At 69.2% G+C, this 23135-nt stretch carries 26 protein-coding genes; 17 read left to right on the top strand and 9 right to left on the bottom strand.

Going from position 1 to position 23135, the window contains the following annotated elements; genetic code table 11:
- The first annotated feature begins 178 nt into the window (after positions 1–178).
- A complete protein-coding gene (locus tag NM961_RS15500; RefSeq protein ID WP_255915314.1) occupies positions 179–1402 on the top strand; it encodes a CaiB/BaiF CoA transferase family protein in 1224 nt (407 codons plus the stop codon).
- A 5-nt stretch (positions 1403–1407) separates the two neighbouring features.
- Positions 1408–2016 (top strand): alpha-ketoglutarate-dependent dioxygenase AlkB family protein, encoded by a 609-nt coding sequence (locus NM961_RS15495; protein ID WP_305119214.1) that lies wholly within the window; start codon positions 1408–1410, stop codon positions 2014–2016.
- A gap of 219 nt (positions 2017–2235) precedes the next feature.
- On the opposite strand, the gene NM961_RS15490 is transcribed toward NM961_RS15495, so the two are convergent.
- Complete coding sequence (locus NM961_RS15490) at positions 2236–3114, bottom strand: DMT family transporter (protein WP_255915312.1); 879 nt, start codon at positions 3112–3114, stop codon at positions 2236–2238.
- Positions 3115–3168: 54 nt separating this feature from the next.
- On the opposite strand from NM961_RS15490, the gene NM961_RS15485 reads away from it, so the two are divergent.
- Positions 3169–4407: a threonine/serine exporter family protein gene (locus tag NM961_RS15485; RefSeq protein ID WP_255915311.1), complete on the top strand. Its 1239-nt coding sequence runs from the start codon at positions 3169–3171 to the stop codon at positions 4405–4407.
- 87 nt (positions 4408–4494) lie between these two features.
- Here the strand turns inward: NM961_RS15485 and NM961_RS15480 are convergent, their stop codons facing one another.
- Complete coding sequence (locus NM961_RS15480; protein ID WP_255915310.1) at positions 4495–4809, bottom strand: H-NS histone family protein; 315 nt, start codon at positions 4807–4809, stop codon at positions 4495–4497.
- A gap of 248 nt (positions 4810–5057) precedes the next feature.
- Here NM961_RS15480 and NM961_RS15475 point away from each other — a divergent pair, with 248 nt between their 5' ends.
- The 4 genes from NM961_RS15475 to NM961_RS15460 all read left to right on the top strand — a co-directional run bounded on the left by NM961_RS15475 (position 5058) and on the right by NM961_RS15460 (position 8730).
- Positions 5058–5921 (top strand): hypothetical protein, encoded by an 864-nt coding sequence (locus NM961_RS15475; RefSeq protein ID WP_255915309.1) that lies wholly within the window; start codon positions 5058–5060, stop codon positions 5919–5921.
- Positions 5922–6106: 185 nt separating this feature from the next.
- Positions 6107–7123 carry an AraC family transcriptional regulator gene (locus NM961_RS15470; RefSeq protein ID WP_255915308.1) on the top strand — a complete coding sequence of 339 codons (1017 nt, stop codon included), beginning with the start codon at positions 6107–6109 and terminating at the stop codon, positions 7121–7123.
- 90 nt (positions 7124–7213) lie between these two features.
- A complete protein-coding gene (locus NM961_RS15465; RefSeq protein WP_255915357.1) occupies positions 7214–8119 on the top strand; it encodes a type 1 glutamine amidotransferase domain-containing protein in 906 nt (301 codons plus the stop codon).
- Positions 8120–8286: 167 nt separating this feature from the next.
- Positions 8287–8730 (top strand): nuclear transport factor 2 family protein, encoded by a 444-nt coding sequence (locus tag NM961_RS15460; protein ID WP_255915307.1) that lies wholly within the window; start codon positions 8287–8289, stop codon positions 8728–8730.
- Between the two features lie 370 nt (positions 8731–9100).
- Here the strand turns inward: NM961_RS15460 and NM961_RS15455 are convergent, their stop codons facing one another.
- The 3 genes from NM961_RS15455 to NM961_RS15445 all read right to left on the bottom strand — a co-directional run bounded on the left by NM961_RS15455 (position 9101) and on the right by NM961_RS15445 (position 11686).
- Positions 9101–10801 carry a proline--tRNA ligase gene (locus NM961_RS15455; protein WP_255915306.1) on the bottom strand — a complete coding sequence of 567 codons (1701 nt, stop codon included), beginning with the start codon at positions 10799–10801 and terminating at the stop codon, positions 9101–9103.
- 131 nt (positions 10802–10932) lie between these two features.
- On the bottom strand, positions 10933–11217 hold the full coding sequence (locus tag NM961_RS15450) for a DUF4124 domain-containing protein (RefSeq protein ID WP_255915305.1): 285 nt from the start codon (positions 11215–11217) through the stop codon (positions 10933–10935).
- 7 nt (positions 11218–11224) lie between these two features.
- Positions 11225–11686, bottom strand: coding sequence for a DUF4124 domain-containing protein (locus tag NM961_RS15445; protein ID WP_255915304.1), 462 nt, complete (start codon positions 11684–11686; stop codon positions 11225–11227).
- Between the two features lie 237 nt (positions 11687–11923).
- On the opposite strand from NM961_RS15445, the gene pssA reads away from it, so the two are divergent.
- Genes pssA through rimI form a run of 9 tightly spaced genes read left to right on the top strand, consistent with a single transcriptional unit; the run spans position 11924 to position 18831 of the window.
- On the top strand, positions 11924–12718 hold the full coding sequence (pssA, locus tag NM961_RS15440; RefSeq protein ID WP_255915303.1) for a CDP-diacylglycerol--serine O-phosphatidyltransferase: 795 nt from the start codon (positions 11924–11926) through the stop codon (positions 12716–12718).
- Entirely contained in the window at positions 12715–14409 is a 1695-nt protein-coding gene (locus NM961_RS15435; RefSeq protein WP_255915302.1) for an ATP-binding SpoIIE family protein phosphatase, read from the top strand. The genes pssA and NM961_RS15435 overlap by 4 nt, the downstream gene beginning before the upstream one ends.
- Positions 14406–14738 (top strand): STAS domain-containing protein, encoded by a 333-nt coding sequence (locus tag NM961_RS15430; protein ID WP_255915301.1) that lies wholly within the window; start codon positions 14406–14408, stop codon positions 14736–14738. The genes NM961_RS15435 and NM961_RS15430 overlap by 4 nt, the downstream gene beginning before the upstream one ends.
- A gap of 8 nt (positions 14739–14746) precedes the next feature.
- Positions 14747–15535 carry an MlaE family ABC transporter permease gene (locus NM961_RS15425; protein ID WP_255915300.1) on the top strand — a complete coding sequence of 263 codons (789 nt, stop codon included), beginning with the start codon at positions 14747–14749 and terminating at the stop codon, positions 15533–15535.
- Positions 15532–16338 (top strand): ABC transporter ATP-binding protein, encoded by an 807-nt coding sequence (locus NM961_RS15420; RefSeq protein ID WP_255915299.1) that lies wholly within the window; start codon positions 15532–15534, stop codon positions 16336–16338. The genes NM961_RS15425 and NM961_RS15420 overlap by 4 nt, the downstream gene beginning before the upstream one ends.
- A gap of 22 nt (positions 16339–16360) precedes the next feature.
- The gene (locus NM961_RS15415; protein ID WP_255915298.1) at positions 16361–17287 is read left to right on the top strand and encodes an MlaD family protein; all 927 of its coding nucleotides are present in this window, start codon (positions 16361–16363) and stop codon (positions 17285–17287) included.
- Positions 17284–17892, top strand: a complete 609-nt coding sequence (locus NM961_RS15410) for an ABC-type transport auxiliary lipoprotein family protein (RefSeq protein WP_255915297.1) — start codon at positions 17284–17286, stop codon at positions 17890–17892. Before NM961_RS15415 ends, NM961_RS15410 begins: the two co-directional genes overlap by 4 nt.
- Positions 17889–18347, top strand: coding sequence for a hypothetical protein (locus NM961_RS15405; protein ID WP_255915296.1), 459 nt, complete (start codon positions 17889–17891; stop codon positions 18345–18347). The genes NM961_RS15410 and NM961_RS15405 overlap by 4 nt, the downstream gene beginning before the upstream one ends.
- A 34-nt stretch (positions 18348–18381) precedes the next feature.
- Positions 18382–18831, top strand: a complete 450-nt coding sequence (gene rimI, locus NM961_RS15400; protein ID WP_255915356.1) for a ribosomal protein S18-alanine N-acetyltransferase — start codon at positions 18382–18384, stop codon at positions 18829–18831.
- A gap of 50 nt (positions 18832–18881) precedes the next feature.
- On the opposite strand, the gene NM961_RS15395 is transcribed toward rimI, so the two are convergent.
- The gene (locus NM961_RS15395) at positions 18882–19163 is read right to left on the bottom strand and encodes a hypothetical protein (protein WP_255915295.1); all 282 of its coding nucleotides are present in this window, start codon (positions 19161–19163) and stop codon (positions 18882–18884) included.
- Positions 19164–19227: 64 nt separating this feature from the next.
- Here NM961_RS15395 and NM961_RS15390 point away from each other — a divergent pair, with 64 nt between their 5' ends.
- Complete coding sequence (locus NM961_RS15390) at positions 19228–19572, top strand: Rieske (2Fe-2S) protein (protein WP_255915294.1); 345 nt, start codon at positions 19228–19230, stop codon at positions 19570–19572.
- 87 nt (positions 19573–19659) lie between these two features.
- Here NM961_RS15390 and NM961_RS15385 read toward each other — a convergent pair whose 3' ends face one another.
- From NM961_RS15385 to NM961_RS15375, 3 genes are read right to left on the bottom strand one after another with little or no spacing between them, the layout of a single operon-like run.
- On the bottom strand, positions 19660–21510 hold the full coding sequence (locus NM961_RS15385; RefSeq protein ID WP_255915293.1) for an SLC13 family permease: 1851 nt from the start codon (positions 21508–21510) through the stop codon (positions 19660–19662).
- Positions 21511–21540: 30 nt separating this feature from the next.
- Positions 21541–22254, bottom strand: a complete 714-nt coding sequence (gene trmB / locus NM961_RS15380; protein WP_255915292.1) for a tRNA (guanosine(46)-N7)-methyltransferase TrmB — start codon at positions 22252–22254, stop codon at positions 21541–21543.
- Positions 22254–23045 (bottom strand): thiazole synthase, encoded by a 792-nt coding sequence (locus NM961_RS15375; protein WP_255915291.1) that lies wholly within the window; start codon positions 23043–23045, stop codon positions 22254–22256. Before NM961_RS15375 ends, trmB begins: the two co-directional genes overlap by 1 nt.
- Positions 23046–23135 lie beyond the last annotated feature (90 nt).

Here is a 23135-nt window from a genome sequence, read left to right as displayed (position 1 = left end):
TCCGCTTGCGATGTCTGCCCTGGCGGCGAAAGGCTGGCGGGCAATGGAGCGGCCGTCCGACGAATCTCTGATGCCGAATCTTTCCTCGCTTGCCTGGCCGCGCCGCAGAACGGGCGAAGGCGCGCGAGGCGCGCGGACGCTGCTGTGAATCCCCAATCCCGAATCCGGGCCCCATCCCATGCTCAACGGCGTACGTGTACTTGATCTTTCCCGCATCCTCGCCGGCCCCTGGTGCACCCAGCTGCTGGCCGACTACGGTGCGGACGTGGTCAAGGTGGAGAACCCGGCCGGCGGCGACGATACGCGGCGCTGGGGGCCGCCGTTCCTGCGCGGGCAGGGCGGCGAACAGGTCGCGGCGTATTTCCTTTGCTGCAATCGCGGCAAGCGTTCGCTGAGCCTGGATTTCCGCAGCGCCGAGGGCCAGGACATCCTGCGCCGGCTGGCGCAGCAGGCCGATGTGGTGGTCGAGAACTACCTGCCGGGCACGCTGGCGCGCTACGGGCTGGATTACGCCAGCCTGGCGGCGCTGAACCCGCGGCTGATCTATTGCTCGGTCACCGGTTTCGGCCAGGACGGGCCCAACCGCGACCGTGCCGGCTATGACGCCATGATCCAGGCCGAGGCCGGCCTGATGTCGCTGACCGGCCTGGGCGCGGGCGAGCCCGGCGCCGGGCCGATGAAGGCGGGCATCGCAGTCAGCGACCTGATGTGCGGCATGTATGCGGCCAGCGCGATCCTGGCCGCGCTGCATGCGCGCACGCACAGCGGCCGCGGCGCCCAGCTCGATCTCGCGCTGTTCGACTGCCAGGTCGCCTGGCTTGCGAACCAGGGCATGAATTACCTCGTCGGCGGCGAAGTGCCGCCGCGCCATGGCACGGCGCATCCGAACATCGCGCCGTACCAGGTGTTCGCCACGGCGGACGGGCACCTGATGCTGGCGGTCGGCAACGACGAACAGTTCCGCCGCTTCTGCGCCGCGGCCGGCGCCGACGCGCTGGCCGCGGATGCGCGCTTCGCCACCAACGCCGGCCGTGTCGCCGCGCGTGCGGAGTTGATCATCGCGATGACCGCCGTACTGCTCACGCGCGGCACGCGCAGCTGGCTGGATGCGCTCGCCGCCGCCGGTGTGCCGGCCGGGCCGGTCAACGACCTGGCCCAGGTCTTTGCGCATGACCAGGTCAGCGCGCGCGGCCTGGTGCAGCAGCTGGCGCATCCGTTGTGGGGCGCGGTGCCGCAGCTGGCCAACCCGCTGCGCCGCGACGGCGTCGCCCCGCTGAGCCGGCAGGCGCCGCCGGCGCTGGGCGAGCACAACGACGCGGTGCTGGCCGAGCTGGGTTTCGATGCGCAGGCCCGCGCCGGCCTGCGCGAGCGCGGCGTGATCGGCGGCGCAGCGCCGGTGTGAACGGCCTGCCGCAGTGGCGCGAACCGCGCTGGCAGAACCTGGCCGTGCCGGCCGGCGCCGAGCTGCGCCTGGGCCTGGACGTGCTGGCCGAACCCGATGCGCTGCTGCAGGCGCTGCGCGCGGAGATTCCCTGGGAACAGCACCGCCTGCGCCTGTACGGCCGCGAGGTCGCCTCGCCGCGGCTGTCCTGCTGGATCGGCGACACGGACGCGGTCTACACCTATTCGCGCACGCGCTTCGTGCCACAGCCATGGACGCCGCTGCTGGCTGCGCTGCGCGACGGCCTGGCAGCCCTGACCGCGCAGCGCTTCAACAGCGTGCTGTGCAACCTGTACCGCGACGGCAACGACAGCATGGGCCTGCACAGCGACGACGAGCCGGAACTGGGCCTGCAGCCGCTGATCGCCTCGCTGAGCCTGGGCGCGACGCGGCGCTTCCGCCTGCGCCACAAGCGCGATCCGGCGCGGCGGCTGGAACTGGAGCTGCCTTCGGGCAGCCTGCTCGTGATGTCGGGCACGACGCAGCAGGAATACCGCCATGAACTGCCCAAGGCGCTGCGCGTGAAGCAGGCGCGGGTGAACCTGACGTTCCGCCAGGTGGTTGCGCGCGGCTAGCTGGCATCCCTGCAAACCGGACGGCGTGTGTTCCGCCGTGCCGTTCGCGAGGTTCCGGCCTCGCGCTGCGCGTGCCGGAATGTGGTCTGCCGACGCGCGACGTTGCAGCACATTGCCGCTGCGCAGCCGGTCACGCTGCGCCGCTTCGCGCCGCGCCCGCGCACCGCCCGGCCGGCCCAGGTCGCGGTGCCGCGCGAACAGCATGGCCGCGCCTGTGCGCTACGCCAGCAGCATGCAGGCCACGCCCGACAGTGTCAGCGCCACGCCGAGCAGCTTGGCGCGGCTCAGCGGCTCCTGCAGGAACACTGCGGCCAGCAGCACGATGAAGACCGAATTGGTCTCGTTGAGGATGGCCGCGACCGAGGCGCTGGTGTACTTGTTGCCGCCCAGCCACAGCACCATGGACAGGTACTGGCCGACGAAGGCACCGAACAGCAGGGTGGGCCAGCGCAGGTGCGCGCGCTCCGCCGGCGTCGGCCAGGGCGACTGGCGGCGCAGCGCGAACAGCAGCAGCAAGCCGCCCACGCCGCCGGCCATGCGCAGGGCGACCATCCAGATCAGCGTCTGCGCTTCCAGCACGCGCTTGACCAGCACGATGGCCACGGCCATCAGCAGGATAGAACCCACGCCCAGGGCCAGGCCGCGGCGCAGCGCGCGGCGTTCCGCCGCGATCCCGCTGCGCCGCACGCTGACCACGAGCACGCCGCCGGTGACCAGGGCGAAGCCCAGCAACTGTAGCGCTCCCAGGCGCTCGCCCAGGAACAGGAAGGACAGCACGATCACGAACGGGCTGAAGAAGTTGCCCAGTATTCCCATGCGTGCCGCGCCGAGCTGGTTCAGCGCGGTAAGGTAGAGACTGTCGGCCACGGCAATGCCGAGCAGGCCCGAGACCAGGGTAATGGCGAGATCCGCGCCGCCCAATTGCGGCGCCGGACCGCCGAACAGCAGCACACTGGGCACCAGCAGAATCAGCGCGAGCAGGTTCTTGGTGAGATTCAGCCGCGTCGGTGCGATCGTTTCGCCCAGGCGTTTGTAGATAATCACGCCGGCCGACCAGGCCAATGCACTCAAGATCGCCAGCGCCTCGCCCAAATTCATGCCATCACGTCCAGCAACCAGCGGCCAAGCGGCCGATTATCGTCGAGCCGGTGCATGAGCGAAGCTTCCGCATCGCTCAAGGCCCGGGTGGGTTTCGTCATCGCGCTGGCGCGCCGGCTGCATGAATACGGCACCGCGGCACCGCGCCTGGAAGAGGCCATAGGCAAGGTCAGCGCGCGTCTGGGCCTGGCCTGCGACGTGCTGTCGACGCCGACCTCGATCGTGCTGTCCTTCGCCGAGCGCGGCCGCGAACTCGACGCCGTGGCCGATATCACCCAGGTGATACGCCTGGCGCCTGGCGAGGTGAACCTGCGCCGGCTGTGCGCGGTGGACCAGATCGCCGACCGCGTGATCGACGGCAGCCTGGACCTGACCACCGGCTACCGCCAGCTGCTGGAACTGGGCCGGCCGCCGAGCCGGCGCACGCGCTGGCTGACCGTACTGAGCTTTGGCCTGGCCTCCGCCGGCGTGGCCACCCTGCTCAAGGTTTCCTGGATCGACCTGCTGGTCGCCGCCTGCCTAGGCTGGCTGATCGGCCTGATGGCGCTGGCGGCGGAACGCCGGCCGCGCCTGTCCAACAGCTTCGAGGCCGTATCAGCCCTGCTGGTGACGACCCTGGCGACGGTGTTCGCCGCCTATGTGATGCCGCTGAACCTCAAGGCCGTGGTGCTGGCCAGCCTGATCGTGCTGATGCCCGGCATGACCCTGACCACGGCAGTGCGCGAGCTGTCCACCCAGCATCTGGTGTCGGGCATAGCGCGCATGGCGGGCGCCACCGCGACCCTGCTCAAGCTCACCTTCGGCGCGGTCGGCGCGACCCAGCTCTGCCGCGTGCTGGGCATAGTGCCCGAGGCTGCGCTGCTGCCGCCGGTGCCGGTCTGGGTGGAATGGCTGGGCCTGTTCGGCGGCGCGCTGTCCTTCGCCGTGCTGTTCCGCAGCGCGCCGCGCGACGGCCTGCTGGTGGTGCTGTCGGTGATGTTCGGCTACGCGCTCACGCGCCTGGGCGGCGCCCAGTTCGGTCCGGAATTCGGTGTGTTCATCGCCGGCCTGGGCGTGGGCGCGGTGAGCAATCTCTACGCCACGGTCTGCCAGCGGCCCGGCGCGGTGATCCGCGAGCCGGGCATCATCCTGCTGGTGCCCGGCTCCATCGGGTTCCGCAGCCTGTCCTTCGTATTCGAGCGCGACGTGTTCCTGGGCGTGGACACGGCCTTCCTGCTGGTCGCGATCCTGGTCTCGCTGGTGGCCGGGCTGCTGTTCGGCGATCTGCTGGTGCCGCCGCGGCGCAGCCTGTAGCGATGCGGCGGCGGCCCCGTGCGGCCGTCGCCGCAGCAATCGCGCTGAGCCGGTACGCTGCAGCGCTGCCGGGCCGAGGCCTGCGCGCTAGCCGATCAGCAGCTCCTTCTCCTTGCGCCCGGCCTGCAGTGCGGCACGGAACCAGTGCGGCTGCTTGCCGCGGCCGCTCCAGGTCTCGAACGGGGCGTTGGGATTGCGGTACTTGGGTTTGACCGGGCGCTTGCCGCGGCGCGCGGCGCCGAACAGTTCCTCGATGGTGAACCCTTCCTTGCGCGCAATGCCGATCAGCTTCTCGCGGACTTCGCTCAGGCGTTGCCGCTGCATGTCCTGCTGGCGCTGGTTGGCGCGGGCGATCAGCTCGGCCAGCTGCTTGGGGTCCAGGGATTCGACGTCGATGGCCATGGCGCTCCTTGTGCCTTTTCTGATGCCAATGCGCCGGCAGCCGGGCATTCCCGGCCCGCGCGGTCGCATTGTTTGTCCCTGAATCCTGATTTTGTGCCAAAACATACTTCTGGCGCAAAATGTCCCGGCCCGCCGCGGCGGCGGGCGCGGCTGAGGGGCATGACTGCCTTAATCCGTCTATCCGGGATACTATTCAGCGGTTGGCGGGGCAGGCGGGGGCTTGATTCCTAACGTCTCAGGGGTGAGCAGTGGGTCTGCTGGACGATCTCGAACAGGAAGCGCAGCGGCGCAAAGCCGGCGTCGATGACCAGGAGCGCGCCAGACAGGAGCGCGAGGCCGCTTATCGCACCCAGCTCGAACCGGGCATGGCCGGTCTGTACGAATACCTGTCCAAGCTGACCCAGAATCTCAGCTTCATCAAGCCGCGCAAGACGTTCCGCTACGCGCTGGCGGGTTATGGCGACCTGATCCTGCAGGTCGAGCACGAATACGATCTCAAGCTCAGCAACCAGCCGGCCTCCAAGGAGATACGGCTGTCGTTCACGTGCACCATCGTGACCGAGGAATGCCCCAACATCGAAGTCACCGGCGCCACCAAGGTCAAGACCGTGGCTGGCGCATTCCAGCGCTACCACATCGGCGGCGTCACGGTGACCAAGAAGGATCCCAACGGCGAAGTGATCGCGGCCACGGTGCGCGCGCGCGGCAAGCTGGTGCTGGCCGCGGTCTTCACCGCCGATGCCGACTCCGGCACGCTGCGCATGCAGTTCAGCAACTTCGACCAGCTCGGCGGCCAGCAAACCAAGACAGTCGCGCCGGAGCAGTTCAACGAAGCCATGTACGACGAGATCGGCCGCTACGTCGCGCGCGAGCCGAACAACCTGTTCCGCGAAGCCCTGCCCGACGATTACCGCAAGCAGCTGCGCACCAAGGTGCAGCAGGAAGAACTCAAGCGCCGCTGGGAAGCGCAGATGGCCGACCGCCAGCGCAGCGAAATGGCCGAGATGGAGCGCCAGCAGGGCCTGGCCGGCAAGCTGACCAAGGTCGTGGATCAGGTCAAGGTCGGTTCGTTCTTCGAGAAGCTGCGCGGGCTGGTCAAGAAGGACAAATAGGCTTACTGCGGTTTCTGCCGCCGTCGGCTTCCCGTTCCGGCGCGGCATTGTCTCGGGCGGGCGCACGAGGCCGCGCTGCGGACCGGCCCGATGCCAGAGTGCTCTCCCGGCTGCCCGCCGCGGCGCGCGGCGCCGCCCCGGCGCGGCCGGCCCGACGAAACGCCGCATGCTGCGATGCCTCCCTCATGCTGAGCCAACATTTCCTGTTCTTCTTCGGCATGCTCGGCGCCTTCAACGGCATCGGGCTGGCGGCGTTTCTGTGGTGGCAGGCCCGGGGGCGATCCACGCAGCGCTGGCTGGCGCTGCTGATCCTGGCGGTCGGTGTGCGGACGGGGAAATCCGTCGCCTTCTTTTTCTGGCCGGACATTCCGCGCGTCGTGCTCCAGGTCGGCCTGACCGCCTGTTTCCTGATCGGGCCCTGCCTGTTCTTCCTGGTGCGCTCCAGCCAGGGCGACAGCCCCGGCCCCGGGCGGGCGGACCGCTGGCATATCGCCGGAGTGCTGTCCCTCGCCGCTGCGGTGAACCTGTTCCTGCCCTACGCCGCCTACGCCGACCTGTGGCGCCAGCTCATCACGCCGGCCATTACCTATTCGTGGCTGGGCTATCTGCTGCTGGCCACCGCACAGCTATACCGGCAGCGCGGACGGCAGGCCGCTGCGCCGTCCGGCCCGCTGCTGCCGGGCGCACTCGGGGGCGTCTGGCTGATCTGGGTGGCGTACTACACCTCCGGCTATACCTCCTACATCGTCGGGGCGCTGTCCTTCACCTTCGTGCTCGCGCTGAGCGTCGTGGTCTATCTGCGCCTGCGCTCCGGACAGGCGCCGATCGAGCCGTACCAGGACCGCCGCATTCCCGCGCCCGAAGCCGCCGCGCAGCTGCAGGCCCTGGCCGAGCTGATGGCACGCGAACGGCTGCATCTGGACCCCGGCCTGACCTTGCCGCGCCTCGCCCGCCGGCTGGGCATGCCGCAGACCCGGCTGTCGCAGCTGCTCAACGACAACAACCAGACCTCGTTCAAGCAGTATCTGGCGCAGCTGCGCGTGGTCGAGGCGCAGGCGCTGCTGCGGCAGAACCCGGCCAAGCCGCTGGAAGTCGTGGCCGAAGAGGCCGGCTTCCAGTCGATGTCGACCTTCCACAGCGCCTTCAAGAAGCTGGCCGGGGTCACGCCCGCGGCGTTCCGCGCCGCCGGCGGCGGCTCCTGAATTCGATTCCAGCACTCCGGTGATATATCACAACATATTGATTTGAAAGGTTTCGGCTAGTGTGCAGGCTCCTCCCCACGAGTGGCGCTCATGCACACACTCCACTTCATCCGCTCTGCCTTGCTGCTTCTGCTGTCGTTCTGTCTGGGCGGCGTCTGCAACGCCCAGGCGGCGCAGAACAGCGCTGAACCTGCCGCTGTCGTCCGCGGTGTGCCCACGGAGCGGTCCGCCCCGGTCCAGGCCGTCGCCAAGGCGGACATCCCGGCGACCGCCCGCGGCAGCCAAGGGCGCATCCTGTTCATCCTCGCCAGCAGCAAGGTCCACGGGAAATCGGCGCTCCCGGCCAGCATCAGCTTCGGCGAGGTCGTGCATGCCTGGGACACGTTCCGGGCGGCGGGATATGCGGTGGACTTCGTCTCGCCCGACGGCGGCGCCGTGCCCATCCTCGACAGCTATGTCAGCGCGGACCTGGTGCCTCGTCTGAAGGACGCGCCCCTCATGGACGGGCTGCGCAACACCGCCCGGCCTGCCCAGATCGACCCGGCCCTGTACCGCGCCGTGTATTACGTCGGCGGCAGCAATGCCCTGTACGGCGTGCCCGAGAACCCTGTGCTGCAGGACATCGCCATGTATGTCTACGAGCGCAATGGCGGAGTGATCTCCGCCGTCTGCCACGGCACGGCGGGCATCGTGAACCTTACGCTGGCCGACGGCCGGGCCCTGGTTGCGGGCAAGCGCATCACCGGCTTCCCCGAGGAACACGAGGAGCAGGACGCCGCCTATTTCAAGGAATTCCCGTTCCTGATCCGCCGGACGGTCCAGGCCCGCGGCGGTTCCTTCCACGCCCAGGACGGCCACCAGCCCTACATCGAAGTCGACGGCCGCGTGGCGACAGGCCAGAACTACGCCTCGGCCAAGCCGCTGGCGGAAGCCGTCGTCGGCCTCCTGCGCAAACTGGCCGAACAGTCGCCCGGCCGTGGCGCGACGCAAGGCTGACGTTCCGCACCGCCGCCCCCGCCGGGGGGGCGGCACTCGCACCTTGGCCAATCCATGACCGATCAGTTCAGGACCCCGGCCAATTCGGGACACCCACCCAATTCGGGACACCCATGAACGCCCGGCCGACCATCCCCCAGCAATCGACAGACCAATCCAGGACACCCATGAAAATCTCGATCCGATCCTCTGTTTTCGCCGCCGCCTTCCTCTTTCTCGTTCCCGCCGCCGCCTCGGCGCAAGGCAGCGAGCGCGAGGCCGTGGACCAGGCCATGCGCACGATGATGCGTGCATTTGAAGCAGGCGACGCCAACGTGGCGTTTGAAGTGCTGAGGAAAGACGGGGTGGTGCTCGGCTACTCCGCATCCAAAGCCAGCGTAGTCACCCAGACCGCGGAAGAATGGGCCAGGGGCTTCCCCGGCAGGCCGGCCGACGACGAGGCCCGGCGCAAGCGCAGTTACGAGATCCTCGATGTGAGCGAAAGCGGCGCGGTCGTCAAAGTGATGCTGGATTACCCCGCCTGGACGGGCGTGGACTACCTGGCGCTGGCCAAGATCGACGGCAAATGGATGATCGTGAGCAAGTCGTGGAGCGGCAAGCGCAAGCAATGAGCGCCGCGGTGCGGCGTTCGGGCAGGTCGCTGCGTGCGCAGGGCCGTGCGGACAGGGCAAGGTTGCCGCCGCGGCGTTTGCGCGGCGGGTGCAAGCTCGGTCGGAGGAAATGGAGTCAGGCGGATTCCGCGTTGATGACCGTCGCGGGCCGCCTCAGGCCGGCAGGACGATGTGGAATCCGGCCGCTAGCCATACAGCCGGTCGGCAGACTTCATCCGGCTTCATCCGGCAGCTGCGGCGAAGGTGTCGCTCACGCCGTTTCCGGCGACCCGCCGCCGCGCAAGCCGGAAGCCTGTACGGAGCAGGTCTCCGCACAGGTTTCCGTTTTCCCGCGTCAGCGGCTGCAGCGCTGTCGCGGGGACAGCGCAGTTCAGGCGGCGAACAGCGCCAGCACTTCCTCGCGGCTGAGCTGGCGGCTTTCGCTGTCGCGGCGGGCGCGGTATTCGAAGGTGCCGGCAGCGACGCCGCGCTCGCTGACCACGACGCGGTGCGGAATGCCGATCAGCTCCATGTCGGCGAACATGCCGCCCGGCCGCAGGCCGCGGTCGTCCAGCGCGACTTCGATGCCGCGCGCCTGCAGTTCGGCGTACAACGACTCGGCGGCGGCGCTGACGGCGGCGTCGTTCTTGGGATTGATCAGGCACAGCACCACGCGCCAGGGCGCCATGGGTTCGGGCCAGATGATGCCGGCGGCGTCGAAATTCTGTTCTATCGCCGCGGCCACGATGCGGCTGACGCCGATGCCGTAGCAGCCCATGGTCATGACCTGGTTCTTGCCGTCCTGGGCGATGACCGTGGCGTTGAGCGATTCGGCGTACTTGGTGCCGAGCTGGAACACATGGCCGACCTCGATGCCGCGGGCGAGGCGGATCCGGCCCTGGCCGTCGGGCGAGGCATCGCCCTCGACCACCTTGCGCAGGTCTTCCACGCGGGTGATGCGGGCGTCGCGCTCCCAGTTGGCACCGCGGAAATGGGTGCCGTCGGCGTTGCCGCCGCAGACGAAATCCGCCAGCACCGCGGCGCTGCGGTCGACGATGACGGGAATGTCCGCCGGCAGGTTCACCGGACCGATGAAACCGGGCTTGCAGCCCAGCGCCTTGACGATATCGGCCTCTTCGGCCAGCACCGACTGGCCCGGCAGCTCGGCCAGCTTGGCCGCCTTGATTTCGTTGATCTCGTGGTCGCCGCGCACGCACAGCGCGACGAGGCCGTCGTTGCCGCGCACCAGAATGGTCTTGAGGCACTGCGCCGGGGCCAGGCCGAGGAAGGCGGAGACGTCGTCTATGCTGCGCTGGGTCGGCGTATCGACCCGCTCCAGCGCGGCGGCGGCGGCCGGCCGTGCGGTTTCCGGCGCCAGCGCCTCGGCTTTCTCGACATTGGCGGCGTAGTCCGAGCCGTCGGAGAACGCGATTGCGTCCTCGCCGGATTCGGCCAGCACATGGAATTCGTGGGTGACGTTGCCGCCGATCGCGCCGGCATCGGCCTGCACCGCGCGGAACTTGAGTTCCAGGCGGGTGAAGATGCGCGAGTAGGCGTTATACATGTTCCAATATTCACGCTCCAGGCATTCCGCCGAGAGGTGGAAGGAATAGGCGTCCTTCATCAGGAACTCGCGCGCGCGCATCACGCCGAAGCGTGGGCGGATCTCGTCGCGGAACTTGGTCTGGATCTGGAAGAAGTTCACCGGCAGCTGCTTGTAGCTGTGCAGTTCCGAGCGGGCGAAGTCCGTGACGACTTCCTCGTGGGTGGGGCCGAAGCAGTACCAGGCGTCCTTGCGGTCCTTGATCTTGAGCAGTTGGCCGCCGAATTTCTCCCAGCGTCCGGTTTCCTCCCACAGCTCCTTGGGCTGCACCGCCGGCATCAGCACCTCGATCGCGCCGGCACGGTTCATTTCCTCGCGCACGATGGCCTCGACCTTGCGCAGCACGCGCAGGCCCAGCGGCGACCAGGTGTACAGGCCGGCGGCGAGCTTTCTGATCATGCCCGCGCGCAGCATCAGCTGGTGGCTGACGATTTCGGCGTCGGCGGGGACTTCCTTGACGGTGGCGAGGTGGAACTGGCTCAGGCGCATGAGGGCACGACGGCGGCGGAAAAGTCCGCGATTCTAAGCGGTTCGGGGGCCTGCGCCCAATGCGGGCACAGGGACGGCAGCGGTGTGGGCGTCGCTGGCGGGCGCGCGGCGGCTTCAGCGCGCCGGCGCGGTCAGTTCGACGGCGGATCGGCCGGGTTGCGGTAGGCCGGCACCACGTTGGTGTCCGGGTTGTAGCGCAGGGTTTCGTAAGGGCGGTCGGCCGGCGGCGTGTCGGTCACGTTGAGCCGGCCCTTGGCGTCGCGCCACTTGTACAGCGGCGGCGACGTATTGGTGGCGGCGCTGGGCGAGACCGGCAGCGCATGGCGCAGCGCGGTCGGCAGGGTCTGCGGGGCGAGATACCACCAGCCGGCCGCGGCGGCGAGCAGCGCCGCCAGGATCCAGGCCGCCAGCTTCACCGTGGCCTCAGCCCGGGTTTTCCGTGCACAGGGCGGTGACCGAGGCGCGGGCGATTTCCAGCTCGGCCTTGCGGTCCTCGCCTTCCAGCGGCACCAGCTTGCCGTCGCGCTGCACGTTCACGCCCTGGTTGGCGGAAAGTATGCGGACGCGGTCCTGTGCCTCGGTGCAGCGCGCCTGGCGGCTGTCGGTGGCCGGCTTGGCCGGCGCATTGGGATCGGCCGGGGCGTTCGGATCGGCGGCGGCTTCCTCGGCGGGCTTGGCGGCCGCGGCGGCGGGCGCCTGGCTGGTTATGGCCGCGCTCTGGTTGACGATCTTGACGTTGTTGAACTCGGTTCCCTTCGGCGGCGGCGCGTCGGAGAAGTGCACGATGCCGTTAGCATCTTTCCATTTGTACACTTTGTCGGCGGCTTGGCCTGCAGTCGCGGCGACTGCTGCGAGCAGGCCGAAGGCGACATGGATGGCTTTCATAGGGGTCTCCGTGGTCGCGCAGGGGGGCTGCGCGGGTAATGCGTGCTCTACTGGATAGCACTGTTGTCCACACGATACAAGCTGTTACGCCGCGGTACTGTGCGGCGCGGCAGCAAATTACCGCAAACCCCTGCCCGGGCTGCAAACTGGCCCGATGCCGGGGCCGCTGCGCGGCGCCGGGGCTTGGCTAGCGCGCGCCTATCCCGCAAGCTTTCCGTATTCCGACAGAGACCAGGCATGGAACCCAGCGACAGCCCGCGCCGCAAGCCGCACCGCGGCATTTACCTGCTCCCCAACCTGCTGACCACCGGCGGCATGTTCGCCGGTTTCTACGCCATCGTCGTGGCCCTGGCCGGGCGGCCGCAGGAGGCTGCCATGTCGGTGTTCATCGCCGGCCTGCTCGACGGCCTGGACGGCCGCGTCGCGCGCATGACCAATACCCAGAGCGAATTCGGCGTGCAGTACGACTCGCTCGCCGACATGGTCAGCTTCGGCATCGCGCCGGCCCTGGTGATGTACGCCTGGTCGCTGTCCAGCCTGCATGAGCTGGGCTCGCTCTGGGGCAAGGTCGGCTTTGCCGCGGCCTTCATCTACGCCGCCTGCGCGGCGCTGCGCCTGGCCCGCTTCAATACCCAGGTCGGCGTGATCGACAAGCGCTATTTCCAGGGCCTGGCCAGCCCGGCCGCGGCCGGCCTGACCATGTCCTTCGTCTGGACCATGAGCGCCAACGGCCTGGCGGGCGATCACGAGATCGTGCGCCGCCTGGCGCCCTGCGTGGCCATCGTGGCCGGGCTGCTGATGGTCAGCCGCATCCGCTATTTCAGCTTCAAGTCCTGGCCGGACAAGGTGCCGTTCTACGTCATCCCGCTGGTCGTGCTGGTCTTCGTCGCGCTGTACCTGGATACGGCCCTGGTGCTGTTCGTGATCGCCGCGCTGTACGTGATTTCCGGGCCGCTGTTCACGCTCTGGGGTCTGCGCCGCCGGCGCAGCCAGCGCGACCAGCCGCCGCGGCCGGAGACCCCGGGCGCGTGAACGCGGCGGCCGCCAGCCTGCTGGCCCGCGCCGCCGCCGGCGACGATGCGCGGGCCTTTGCGCTGCTGGCGGAGCTGTCGGAAGCCCTGGCAGTCTCGCTGGACCTGCGCCGCACCCTGCCCATCGCGATCCAGCGCATCGCCGACTACATGCAGGTCGAAGCCGCCTCGCTGTTCCTCTACGACGAGGAAACCGAGGAACTGGAATGCAAGGTCTGCGTGGGCCCGGTCGATCTGGCCGGCCTGCGCCTGGGGCGCGACCAGGGCGTGGTCGGGCGCAGCTTCAGCGACAACGCGGTGCAGATCGTCGCCGACGCGGCTACGGATGCGCGCGTGTACAAGCGCATCGACGCCCAGACCGGCTTCGTCACGCGCAGCCTGATCTGCGTGCCGCTGACGGCGGCCAAGGGCACCATCGGCGTGCTGGAGCTGGTCAACAAGCAGGACGGCCAGGCCTTCGACGCCACCGACGCCGGCATCCTGCGCCTGCTCGCCGTGCCCACGGTGCTGGCGATCAACAACGCCCGCCTGGCCAATGCGCTGATCGAGCAGCAGCGCCTCAAGCGCGAGTTCGACCTGGCCCGGCGGCTGCAGAAGCTGCTGCTGCCCAAGCGCCGCCGCGCCGGCTTCCCGCTGCTGGCGGTGAACGTGCCGGCGCACGAGATCTCGGGCGATTTCTATGACTACTTCGACCTGGCCGACGGCCGCATCGGCTTCGTCATCGGCGATGTCGCCGGCAAGGGCCTGGACGCCGCCCTGCTGATGACCCGCGCGGCCAGCCTGCTGCGCTGGGCCGGCAAGGACGGCCTGGCGCCGGGCGAATGGCTGCGCCGCGCCAACGAGGAACTGTGCCAGACCACCCACGGCGGGCGCTTCGTCTGCGCCGCGGTCGGCTACTACGACCGCGCCGGCGGCGAGGTGGTGATGGCCGGCGCCGGCTTTCCGCCGGCCCTGCTGCACGTGGAAGGCGTCTATACCGAATACCGTTCCGAAGGCCCGCCGCTGGGCATCGTCGCCGGGCAGGAGTTCAGCGAAAGCCGCCTGCGCCTGGACGGCGGCGCGCTGTACTTCTTCTCCGACGGCGTCACCGACGTGCGCCTGGGCGAAGGGCGCCTGGGCCAGGACGGCGTGCGCGCGCTGATCGAGCGCCACGCGGCGGCCTCGCCCGAGGTGCGCCTGCGCTCCATGGTGTCGGAGCTGCGCCAGCTGCATCTGGTCGACGACACCACGCTGCTGCTGCTGGAGGAGCCGCGCGCGCAGAAGACCGAACTGCTGCTGCGCCAGGTGTTCCCGGCCCAGCCCGAGCGCCTGCGCGAGATGCGCGCCGACCTGCGCGCCGCGCTGGACCGCAACGGCGTCGCCGCCGATCTGCGCGACCGCCTCGTGCTGGCCGTGGACGAGGCCTGCTGCAATATCATCCGCCACGCCTATGCCGGCGCCGGCGGCGACATCCTGCTGTCATTGCGGCGCGATGCGGATGTGCTGGAATTTGAATTGCGCGACGATGCGCCGGCGGTGGATCCCGCCCGCATCACGCCGCGCGACCTGGCCGAATGCCGTGCCGGCGGGCTGGGAGTCAATTTCATCGACGCGCTGATGGACGGCTGGCGCCTGCAGCCCGGCGCCGGCGGCGTCGGCAATGTGTTGCGCATGTGGAAGCGCTGTCCGGCGCCGACGGAGGACGAGGCATGAATGACGTGGTGACCGAACAGGCGGGCGCGCTGACCGTGGTGAAACTCAGCGGTGAGGTCGACCTGTCCTGGTCGGCGCGGGTGCGCGAGACCATTCTCGAAGCGCTGGAGCGGTATTCGGTCGCGGTGGACCTGGCCGCGGTCAGCTATATCGATTCCTCCGGCATCGCCGCCCTGGTCGAAGGCCTGCAGAACGCCCGCGACAGCGAGCGCCGCTTCCTGCTGGTCGCGGTCAGCCCGGCGGTGCGCGCGGTACTGGAACTGGCGCGGCTGGACCGGGTGTTCACCCTGGTGCCGGACCTGGCCGGCGCGGCGGCGGAGGCCGGCTGAACTTGGCCGTGGCGCAGGCGCTGGCGGCGCTGGGGCGCGGCACGCTGCAGTCGCTGGCCGGCGTGGGCTATGCCGGCATGCTGCTGCTGGAAAGCCTGTGGTTCGCCGTGGCCGGCTGGCGCGGCGGCCAGCCGGTACGCCCGGCCGCCATCGTGGCCGAGATGCGCCGCATCGGCGTCGACGCCCTGCCCATCGTCAGCCTGCTCGCGCTGACCATCGGCATCATGCTGGGCATCCAGTTCATCGCAGCGATGAAGGAATTCGGCGCGCAGTCGCAGGTGGTCATCGCCGTGGCCAAGTCGGTCACGCGCGAGTTCGGCGCGCTGATTACCGCGATCCTGGTCGCCGGCCGCTCCGGCTCGGCCCTGGCCGCGCGCATCGGCTCCATGACCGTATCGCAGGAAGTCGACGCGCTGGCGGTGATCGGCATAGAACCCGTGCGCTACCTGGTCGCGCCGGCGCTGATCGCGATGCTGCTGATGCTGCCGGTGCTGACCGTGTTCGCCGACGCCGTGGCGATACTCGGCGCGGCGCTGTACAGCGCGCCGCAACTGGGCGTGACGGTGCAGGCCTACCTGCTGCAGACCATGAGCCTGCTCAGCCCCGGCGACCTGTGGCAGGGCATAGGCAAGAGCGCGGTGTTCGCCGTGCTCATCACCCTGATCGGCTGCAGCACCGGCTTCAGCGTCAGCGGCGGCGCCGAGGGCGTGGGCCGCGCCACCACCCGCGCGGTGGTGCTGTCGATCTGCTACATCATCATCGCCGACATGATCTTCTCGTTTTTCCTCAACCGATGACCGGCTCCGACGCGCCACTGATCGAGGTCGAGGGCCTGGAGGCCTGGTACGGCAAGCGGCGCATCCTGAGCGGCGTGGATTTCCGCGTCGAGCCCGGCGAGATCCGCGTCATCATGGGCGGCTCGGGTTCGGGCAAGAGCACCTTGCTGCGGCATATCCTCGGCCTGCACCGGCCCAGCCGCGGCAGCATCCGCGTATTCGGCACCGACATCACCCGCGCCAGCGCACGCGAGCTGCAGGCGGTGCGCAAGCGCCTGGGCGTGTCGTTCCAGGGCGGTGCGCTGCTGACCTCGCTCAGCGTCGGCGACAACGTCGCCCTGCCGCTGCGCGAGCATCACGCCGAGCTGGACGAGAACCAGATCCGCATCATGAGCCGCATGAAGCTGGAGGTGGTCAACCTCGGCGGCTTCCACGACCTGATGCCGAGCCAGCTTTCCGGCGGCATGGTCAAGCGCGCCGCGCTGGCCCGCGCCATCGTGATGGATCCGCGCCTGCTGTTCTTCGACGAACCCTCGGCCGGGCTGGATCCGGTAGTCTCCGCCGAACTGGACGAACTGATCCTGCGCCTGCGCGATGCGCTGCGCATGACCATCGTCGTCGTCACCCACGAGCTGGAGAGCGCCTTCAAGATCGCCGATACCATCACCATACTGGACCAGGGCCAGGTGCTGATGACCGACACGGTCGATGCCGTGCGGCGTTCGGACAACGAGCGCATCCAGGACCTGCTCAACCGGCGTCCGCGCGAGGTGGTGGTCGATGCCGACGCCTACCTGCGCCGCCTGACCGAGGAAGACGCATGAAGCCCTGCCGCGGGGAAGCGCCGTGAAGCGCGACCACGTCAACTACACCTTGGTCGGCGCCGTCGTGTTGGCGGCGCTGGGTCTGCTGCTGGTCGCCCTGTACCTGATTACCGGGCGCAGCGGTGGCGAGGCCGAATACCACACCTACTACCGCAACGTGACCGGGCTGCGCCCGGGGGCGCCGGTGTTCTACCAGGGCTATCGCATAGGCCAGGTCAGCGGCCTGCTTCCCGAGCGCGGCGCCGAGGGCACGCGCTACCGCATTGATCTCAGTGTGCGCGCGGACTGGCCGATTCCCGCCGATTCGGTCGCCCGGCTGCAGTCCAGCGGCCTGCTTGCCGACGTCACCGTCGGCATCCGCGAAGGCACCGATAAGGCCGTGCTCGCGGCCGGCGGCGAACTCAAGGGCGAGGAAAGCACCGACCTCTTCGGCGCCATGAACGAACTCGCCGCCGAGATCACCAGCCTGACCCGCACCCAGATCACGCCGCTGGTGCGCACCCTGTCCGAGCGCGTGGATTCGATCACCGGCTCGCTGGACAAGGGCACGCCGGAGATCGTGTCCCAGGCCCAGGTGCTGCTGACCCGCCTGACCGAGGCGTCCAACTCGGTCAATGACGTGCTCAGCCCGGCCAACCGTGAAGCCATCAGCGGCATCCTCAAGGACGTGCGCGGCCTCAGCCGCGAGCTGGACCAGACCAAGGCCAGCCTGGACGCGGCCCTCGGCGACCTGGCCGCGCTGACGCGGGAAAACCGGCCCGGCATGAACGAGGCGGTGACCGACCTGCGCGCCGTGCTCGCCGCGCTGTCCAGCCGCATCGACGCCATCGTCCACCACATGGACTCGGCCAGCCGCAACCTGGATGAATTCAGCCGCGAGATCCGCAAGAATCCCAACCGATTGTTGCTGGCGCCCAAGGCCGACAAGTTGGAGGAGTCCGAACGATGAGGTTGGCTGCCTGGCTGCTGGCGGCATTGCTGCTGGCCGGCTGCGAATCCGCACCGGTGCCGGACATGACCTGGTACCGCCTGCCCGAGCCCGTGCTGCCGCCGGCGCGCGCAGCGCGCTTCGAGCTGCCCATCGATGTGGTGGTGTTCAGCGCCGACGGCCTCTACGCCGACCAGGCCCTGATCTACGCCCTGGACAGCGAGGCCTACGCCCTGCGCACCTATCACTACCGGCAGTGGAGCGATCCGCCTTCGCGCATGCTGCAGCGCCGCCTGATCCGCGTGCTGCGCGGCATTGACGCCTCGCCCCAGGTCAGCGACCGCCTGCCGGCCAGCGCCGGCGCGCTGCGCATCAGCGGCCTCATCAAGCGCTTCGAGCGCGTGCAGGACGCCGGTGCGGTGCGCGTGGAAGTGTCGCTGCAGATGCGCGTGGAACATGTCGGCGAACTGCTGGCCGAGGAGGTCTATTCCAGCTCCGTGCCTGCCGCCGGCAGCGACATCCCGGCCACGGTACAGGCGTTCGGTACCGCGCTGGACCAGATCAACGCCGCCTTCATCGCGCGCTTGGCGCAGGTGCGGCTGCCGCCCGCGAGGACCAGTCCATGATGTCCGCCCTGCGTCTGCGTCAGCTCGACGCCATGGGCATACGCCCCTATCGCCTGCGCACGCGCCTGAGCGCCGTGGCGCCGCCCGCGGCCGATGCCGCCGAAGCCGTGCCGCAGGCGCAGGGTGCGCTGCATCTGGCGGTGATCTGCGAGGAGCCGCGCGGCAAGGCCTCGGCCCTGATCGCCGCGGCGCTGGGCCTGGCCGAATCCGCGCTGCGCTGGCATGTGCCGCGCGACGGCCGCCTGGCCGAGCTGGACCAGGACGCCGCGGCTTTCCTGGTGCTGGGCAATCACCTGGCCCGCGTGCTGGGTGCTGAATTGCCCACCGCCGCGCAGCAGGCCGCCACCATCGTCGTTACCGCCGCGCCGGCGCAATGGCGCGGCGATGCCATGGCCAAGCGCCTGCTGTGGCAGGCCCTGCGGCCCTTGCGCCGTCATCTGCGGGAACAGGTCTAGCGTGGTCGCGATCCTCAAATCCGGGCTGCCGGAAATGCGTCCGCTGCGCGTGGAAGAGGTTCCCCAGGTCGCGGCGCTGGAGGCGCGCGCCTATGAATTCCCCTGGAGCGAAGGCATCTTCCGCGACTGCCTGCGCGCCGGCTACAACTGCTGGGTGCTGGTCAGCGACGCGGTAATCATGGGCTACGGCGTGCTGTCGGTAGCCGCCGGCGAGGCGCATGTGCTGAATGTCTGCGTGGCGCCGGAACACCACGGCCAGGGCCACGGCCGGCGCCTGATGCGGCGCCTGATCGACCTGGCCCGCTGGCACCGGGCCGAGCGCGTCTTCCTGGAAGTGCGCCCTTCCAATCCGCGTGCGATCCAGCTCTACCACACCCTGGGCTTCAACGAAATCGGCCGGCGGCCGAACTACTATCCGGCCACGCGCGGGCGCGAGGACGCCATCGTGATGGCGCTGGAGCTGTTGCAGCCGGAAGCGGACTGAGCCGGCGCGGCCGGCTGCTTTCGATCGGTTGCGGGCGCGGCGCCGGCGGCTCAGCGCCGCGGCGCGGGCTCGCGCACGACGACGAATTCGCCTTCGATCACGCCCGGCGGCGGGCTGGCTGGCGGCGGCGTGGCGGTGCCGGCGGCCGGCCGTTCGGCGGACTTGCCGAACTGGCGCGCGGCCCAGACCGCCGCGCCGATCGCGGCCAGCGCGACCAGCACGAAAAAGCCGAACACCAGGGTTGCGCCGACGATCAGCACGCCGAGCAGGGCCGAGAGCGCGCGCAGCAGCGGATTGCGCGTGCGCGCCTGGCGGAACAGGGCTGCAGCCATGGTTGCATCAACTCCGTGTGGCATCATGCAAGGCCATGTTTGGGCTTTTGCGGCGGCAACTCAAGTGCTTGAAGTCAGTCCCAGCGACCATCGGGCGGTCTGCCGCCTGGACGAAATCCCCGACGGCGGCGCCATCGCGGCCGAGATCGACAGCAGCACCGGCGGCTTCAGCCTGATCCTGCTGCGCCGCGGCGAGCAGGTTTTCGCCTACCACAACGAATGCCCGCATGCGGGCCGGCGCCTGGACTGGTCGCCGGGCAAATTCCTGGTCAAGGACGGTGCAGTGATCTGCGCCGCCCACGGCGCCACCTTCGATATCGCCAGCGGCGCCGCGCTGGGCGGGCCCTGCCGCAGCGGCCTGGCGGCGCTGCCGGTGCAGGTGCGCGACGGGGTAGTCGTACTGCCCTGAGGCCTCGTGGAGGCGGTAGCGCAGCCTTGCGCAACGCCTGGTTTTTGCGGCGATCGGCGCGCCCGGCGGCCGCCGCTCCCGCGGCGCTCAGGACCGCCCGAATACCCAGTTCACGCTCACCAGCAAGGTGATCAGCAGCAACACCGTCAGCGGCAGGCCCACGCGCCAGAAATCGCGCCGGCGGTAGCCGCCGGGGCCGCCGACGATGGTCAGCACCGGGTTGGCGTTGGCGATGACGAAGGTGTTGGAGGTCGAGATCGCCACGATCAGCGCGTAGACGGCCGGGTTGCCGTTGGACGCCAGGGCAATGTTGATCGCCATGGGCACCATCATCACCGTCGCGCCCACGTTGGAGATGACCTGGGCGAAGAACAGCGACAGCACCGCGATCACCGTCTGCAGCGCCCACTGCGGCCAGGCGCCGAGGTAGATCAGCACTTCCTGCGCCACCCAGGCGGCCGCGCCGGTGGTGTCCATGGCCCAGCCCAGCGGGATCAGGCAGGCCAGGGTGAAGATGGTCTTCCAGTTGATCGCCGCATAGGCCTCGTCCATGGTCAGCACGCCGGCCAGCAGCATGCCGACCGCGCCGGTCATCATCGCCACCGACAGCTTCATGCTGGTGAACAGGCCCAGGGCCATGGCCAGGCCGAAGAAGATCAGCGCATGCCACAGCTTGGCCGGGCGCGCTTCTTCTTTCGGAATGTCGGTGACGACGACGAAGTCGCGGTCCTCGGCGGCCAGGGCCAGGTCGCGCCAGGCGCTGTGCAGCACCAGGGTGTCGCCGGCGCGCAGGGCGACCTTGCGCACGTCCTCGCGGAACACCTGCTCGCCGCGGTAGATCGCCAGCACGCTGATGCCGTGATGCTTGCGCATGCGCAGGTCGCCCAGCATCTGCTTGACGAAGCGCGAGGTCGGCGGGACTACCGCCTCGGAAATGCCGGCCCGGCCCGGGTTGAACATGTCGACGAACTGGCGCAGGCGCGGCTGCACGCGCAGCAGCTGGTTCTGCGCGAAATCGTTCACCCGGTCGCGCTGGCCCAGCACGCCCAGCACCGTGCCCACCCAGATCATCTGGTCGGCGGGCGGCGCCAGGCGCGATTCGTTGCCGTTCTTCATCGCCAGGATCAGCGGCGCGCCGCGCATCTGCTCGACCTCGCCCACGCTCATGCCCACCAGCGGGCTTTCCGCAGTGACGGTGAGTTCCATCACCTCGCCGTCGATGCCGTAGGTCTCGGCGAAATAGGTTTCGGTGCGGCCCGGCGTGACCTTCTGCTTGGTTTCCTCGTCCGGCAGCAGCTTGCGTGTGAAAAAGAAGAAATACGCGAGGCCGACCAGCAGCAGCGGAAAACCAATCGGCGCGATGGCGAACAGGCTGAACGGGGCGATGGTGTCTGCGCCCGGCGGCAGGTTGCGGTTGGCGCTGGTGACCAGGTCGTTGAGCAGGATCAGCGGCGAGTTGGAGATCATGGTCATGTTGGTGCCGGCCAGGATCATGCAGCCCATGGGCAGCAGCAGGCGCTTGAGCGGCACGCCGGTGCGCGCCGACACGCGCGAGGCCACCGGCAGCAGCAGCGCGGCCAGGGCCTGGCTCTGCATGATCGCGGTCAGCGCGCCGGCCATGACGTTGATCGCCAGCGACAGGCGCGACTCGATGCCGCTGGAAATGCGCAGGATCAGGCTGGCGGCCTTGTTCAGCACGCCGGTGCGGTCCAGCCCGGCGCCCATGATCATCACCGCGATCAGCGAGATCACCGCGTTGCCGGCGAAACCGTCGAACAGCTGTTCCACCGGCAGCAGGCCGGTCACGCCTATGCAGACGATGACCAGCAGCGCCACCACGTCGGCCCGGATCCACTCCAGCACCAGCATCAGCACGGTGAAGATGACCAGGCCGAACACCAGCATCATGTCGGTGGTCAGGGTGAGTCCGTAGTCCATCGTCCCCAGTCGGTCGTCCTCGGCGGTGGATCAGCAGCGCTGGTAGAGCAAATCCCAGACGCCATGGCCCAGCTTCAGGCCGCGCAGCTCGAAATGCGTCTGCGTGCGCCAGGCCGGCCGGGCCGAGTAATTGCCGCTGCCGGCCTGGTTGCGCCAGGCGGGATCGGCGTCGACCACGGCCAGCATCTGCTCGGCATAGTCCGCCCAGTCGGTCGCCATATGCAAGATGCCGCCGGGACGCACCCGTGTGGCCAGCAACTGCACCAGCGGCGCCTGCACCAGGCGGCGCTTGTTGTGCTTTTTCTTGTGCCAGGGGTCGGGAAAGTAGATGCGCACCTGGTCCAGCGAGGCCGGCGCGATCTCCTGTTGCAGCACCTCGACCGCGTCGTGGTGGTAGACGCGGACATTGTCCGCCCCGGCCGCTGCCAGCGCATTCAGCGCCCGGCCCACGCCGGGGCGGTGTACCTCAATGCCGATGAAATTGCGCTGCGGCTCCTGCTGCGCGCCCCAGACCAGTTGCTCGCCGTTGCCGAAGCCGATTTCCAGCGCCACCGGCGCCGGATTGCCGAATACGGCGGCCAGGTCGCGCGGCTGGCCGCTGAAATCCAGGCCGAAGCGCGGCCAGTGCGCCGTGAACGCGCGCTGCTGCGCCTCGGTGATGCGGCCCTGGCGCAGCACGAAACTCTTGATGCGGCGCTGCGGCGGCGTACGGTCGCCGTCCTCGCGCTCCTCGCCGGCGTTCATCAGCCTATGGTTCCATCGATGGGGCTGGAGGCCGAGGCGTAGCGCTTGCGCGGGATGCGCCCGGCGAGGAAGGCTTCGCGTCCGGCCTCGATCGCCTTCTTCATCGCGCTGGCCATCAGTACCGGGTTCTTCGCACCGGCGATGGCGGTGTTCATGAGCACGCCGTCGCAGCCCAGCTCCATCGCGATGGCTGCGTCGGAGGCCGTGCCCACGCCGGCGTCGACCAGGATCGGCACCTTGGCGTTTTCCACAATTTCAAGAATGTTCCAGCGGTTCTGCACGCCCAGGCCCGAGCCTATCGGCGCCGCCAGCGGCATCACCGCGACACAGCCGATTTCCTCCAGGCGCTTGGCCAGGATGGGGTCGTCGGAGGTGTAGACCATCACGTCGAAACCTTCGCGCACCAGGGTTTCGGCGGCCTGCAGGGTCTGGATCACGTCCGGGAACAGGGTGCGCTGGTCGCCCAGCACTTCGAGCTTGACCAGGTTGTGGCCGTCCAGCAGCTCGCGCGCCAGGCGGCAGGTGCGCACGGCGTCCTCGGCCGTATAGCAGCCGGCGGTATTGGGCAGGATGGTGTAGCGCGACGGCGGCAGCACATCGAGCAGGTTGGGCTGGTTCGGATCCTGGCCGATATTGCTGCGGCGGATCGCGACGGTGACGATCTCGGCGCCGGCCGCCTCGGTGGCCAGGCGGGTTTCCTCCAGATCCTTGAACTTGCCGGTGCCGGTGAGCAGGCGGGAACGGTAGGGCTTGCCGGCGATGACGAAGGTGTCCGGGGAGGATGCGCTCATGGAATTAAGGCGGCGAGAGGGAAGGGCGGGATGGTAGCAAGGGTGGGGGTGGGGGCGAAGTAACGATTGGGGTGGGCGGGGCGCGGGCCG

The sequence above is a fragment of the Tahibacter harae genome, assembly GCF_024437735.1.
GTDB classification, from domain to species: Bacteria; Pseudomonadota; Gammaproteobacteria; order Xanthomonadales; family Rhodanobacteraceae; genus Tahibacter; species Tahibacter harae.
This window is presented reverse-complemented; position numbering and strand designations above follow the sequence as displayed.

What these genes read in the sequence shown, in the direction of transcription:
- NM961_RS15500 (WP_255915314.1), top strand. Translation starts at nt 179, where the DNA reads ATGCTCAACGGCGTACGTGTACTTGATCTTTCCCGCATCCTCGCCGGC.
- NM961_RS15490 (WP_255915312.1), bottom strand. Translation starts at nt 3,114, where the DNA reads ATGAATTTGGGCGAGGCGCTGGCGATCTTGAGTGCATTGGCCTGGTCG.
- NM961_RS15485 (WP_255915311.1), top strand. Translation starts at nt 3,169, where the DNA reads ATGAGCGAAGCTTCCGCATCGCTCAAGGCCCGGGTGGGTTTCGTCATC.
- NM961_RS15480 (WP_255915310.1), bottom strand. Translation starts at nt 4,809, where the DNA reads ATGGCCATCGACGTCGAATCCCTGGACCCCAAGCAGCTGGCCGAGCTG.
- NM961_RS15470 (WP_255915308.1), top strand. Translation starts at nt 6,107, where the DNA reads ATGCTGAGCCAACATTTCCTGTTCTTCTTCGGCATGCTCGGCGCCTTC.
- NM961_RS15465 (WP_255915357.1), top strand. Translation starts at nt 7,214, where the DNA reads ATGCACACACTCCACTTCATCCGCTCTGCCTTGCTGCTTCTGCTGTCG.
- NM961_RS15460 (WP_255915307.1), top strand. Translation starts at nt 8,287, where the DNA reads ATGAAAATCTCGATCCGATCCTCTGTTTTCGCCGCCGCCTTCCTCTTT.
- NM961_RS15455 (WP_255915306.1), bottom strand. Translation starts at nt 10,801, where the DNA reads ATGCGCCTGAGCCAGTTCCACCTCGCCACCGTCAAGGAAGTCCCCGCC.
- NM961_RS15445 (WP_255915304.1), bottom strand. Translation starts at nt 11,686, where the DNA reads ATGAAAGCCATCCATGTCGCCTTCGGCCTGCTCGCAGCAGTCGCCGCG.
- pssA (WP_255915303.1), top strand. Translation starts at nt 11,924, where the DNA reads ATGGAACCCAGCGACAGCCCGCGCCGCAAGCCGCACCGCGGCATTTAC.
- NM961_RS15430 (WP_255915301.1), top strand. Translation starts at nt 14,406, where the DNA reads ATGAATGACGTGGTGACCGAACAGGCGGGCGCGCTGACCGTGGTGAAA.
- NM961_RS15420 (WP_255915299.1), top strand. Translation starts at nt 15,532, where the DNA reads ATGACCGGCTCCGACGCGCCACTGATCGAGGTCGAGGGCCTGGAGGCC.
- NM961_RS15410 (WP_255915297.1), top strand. Translation starts at nt 17,284, where the DNA reads ATGAGGTTGGCTGCCTGGCTGCTGGCGGCATTGCTGCTGGCCGGCTGC.
- NM961_RS15405 (WP_255915296.1), top strand. Translation starts at nt 17,889, where the DNA reads ATGATGTCCGCCCTGCGTCTGCGTCAGCTCGACGCCATGGGCATACGC.
- rimI (WP_255915356.1), top strand. Translation starts at nt 18,382, where the DNA reads ATGCGTCCGCTGCGCGTGGAAGAGGTTCCCCAGGTCGCGGCGCTGGAG.
- NM961_RS15395 (WP_255915295.1), bottom strand. Translation starts at nt 19,163, where the DNA reads ATGGCTGCAGCCCTGTTCCGCCAGGCGCGCACGCGCAATCCGCTGCTG.
- NM961_RS15385 (WP_255915293.1), bottom strand. Translation starts at nt 21,510, where the DNA reads ATGGACTACGGACTCACCCTGACCACCGACATGATGCTGGTGTTCGGC.
- trmB (WP_255915292.1), bottom strand. Translation starts at nt 22,254, where the DNA reads ATGAACGCCGGCGAGGAGCGCGAGGACGGCGACCGTACGCCGCCGCAG.
- NM961_RS15375 (WP_255915291.1), bottom strand. Translation starts at nt 23,045, where the DNA reads ATGAGCGCATCCTCCCCGGACACCTTCGTCATCGCCGGCAAGCCCTAC.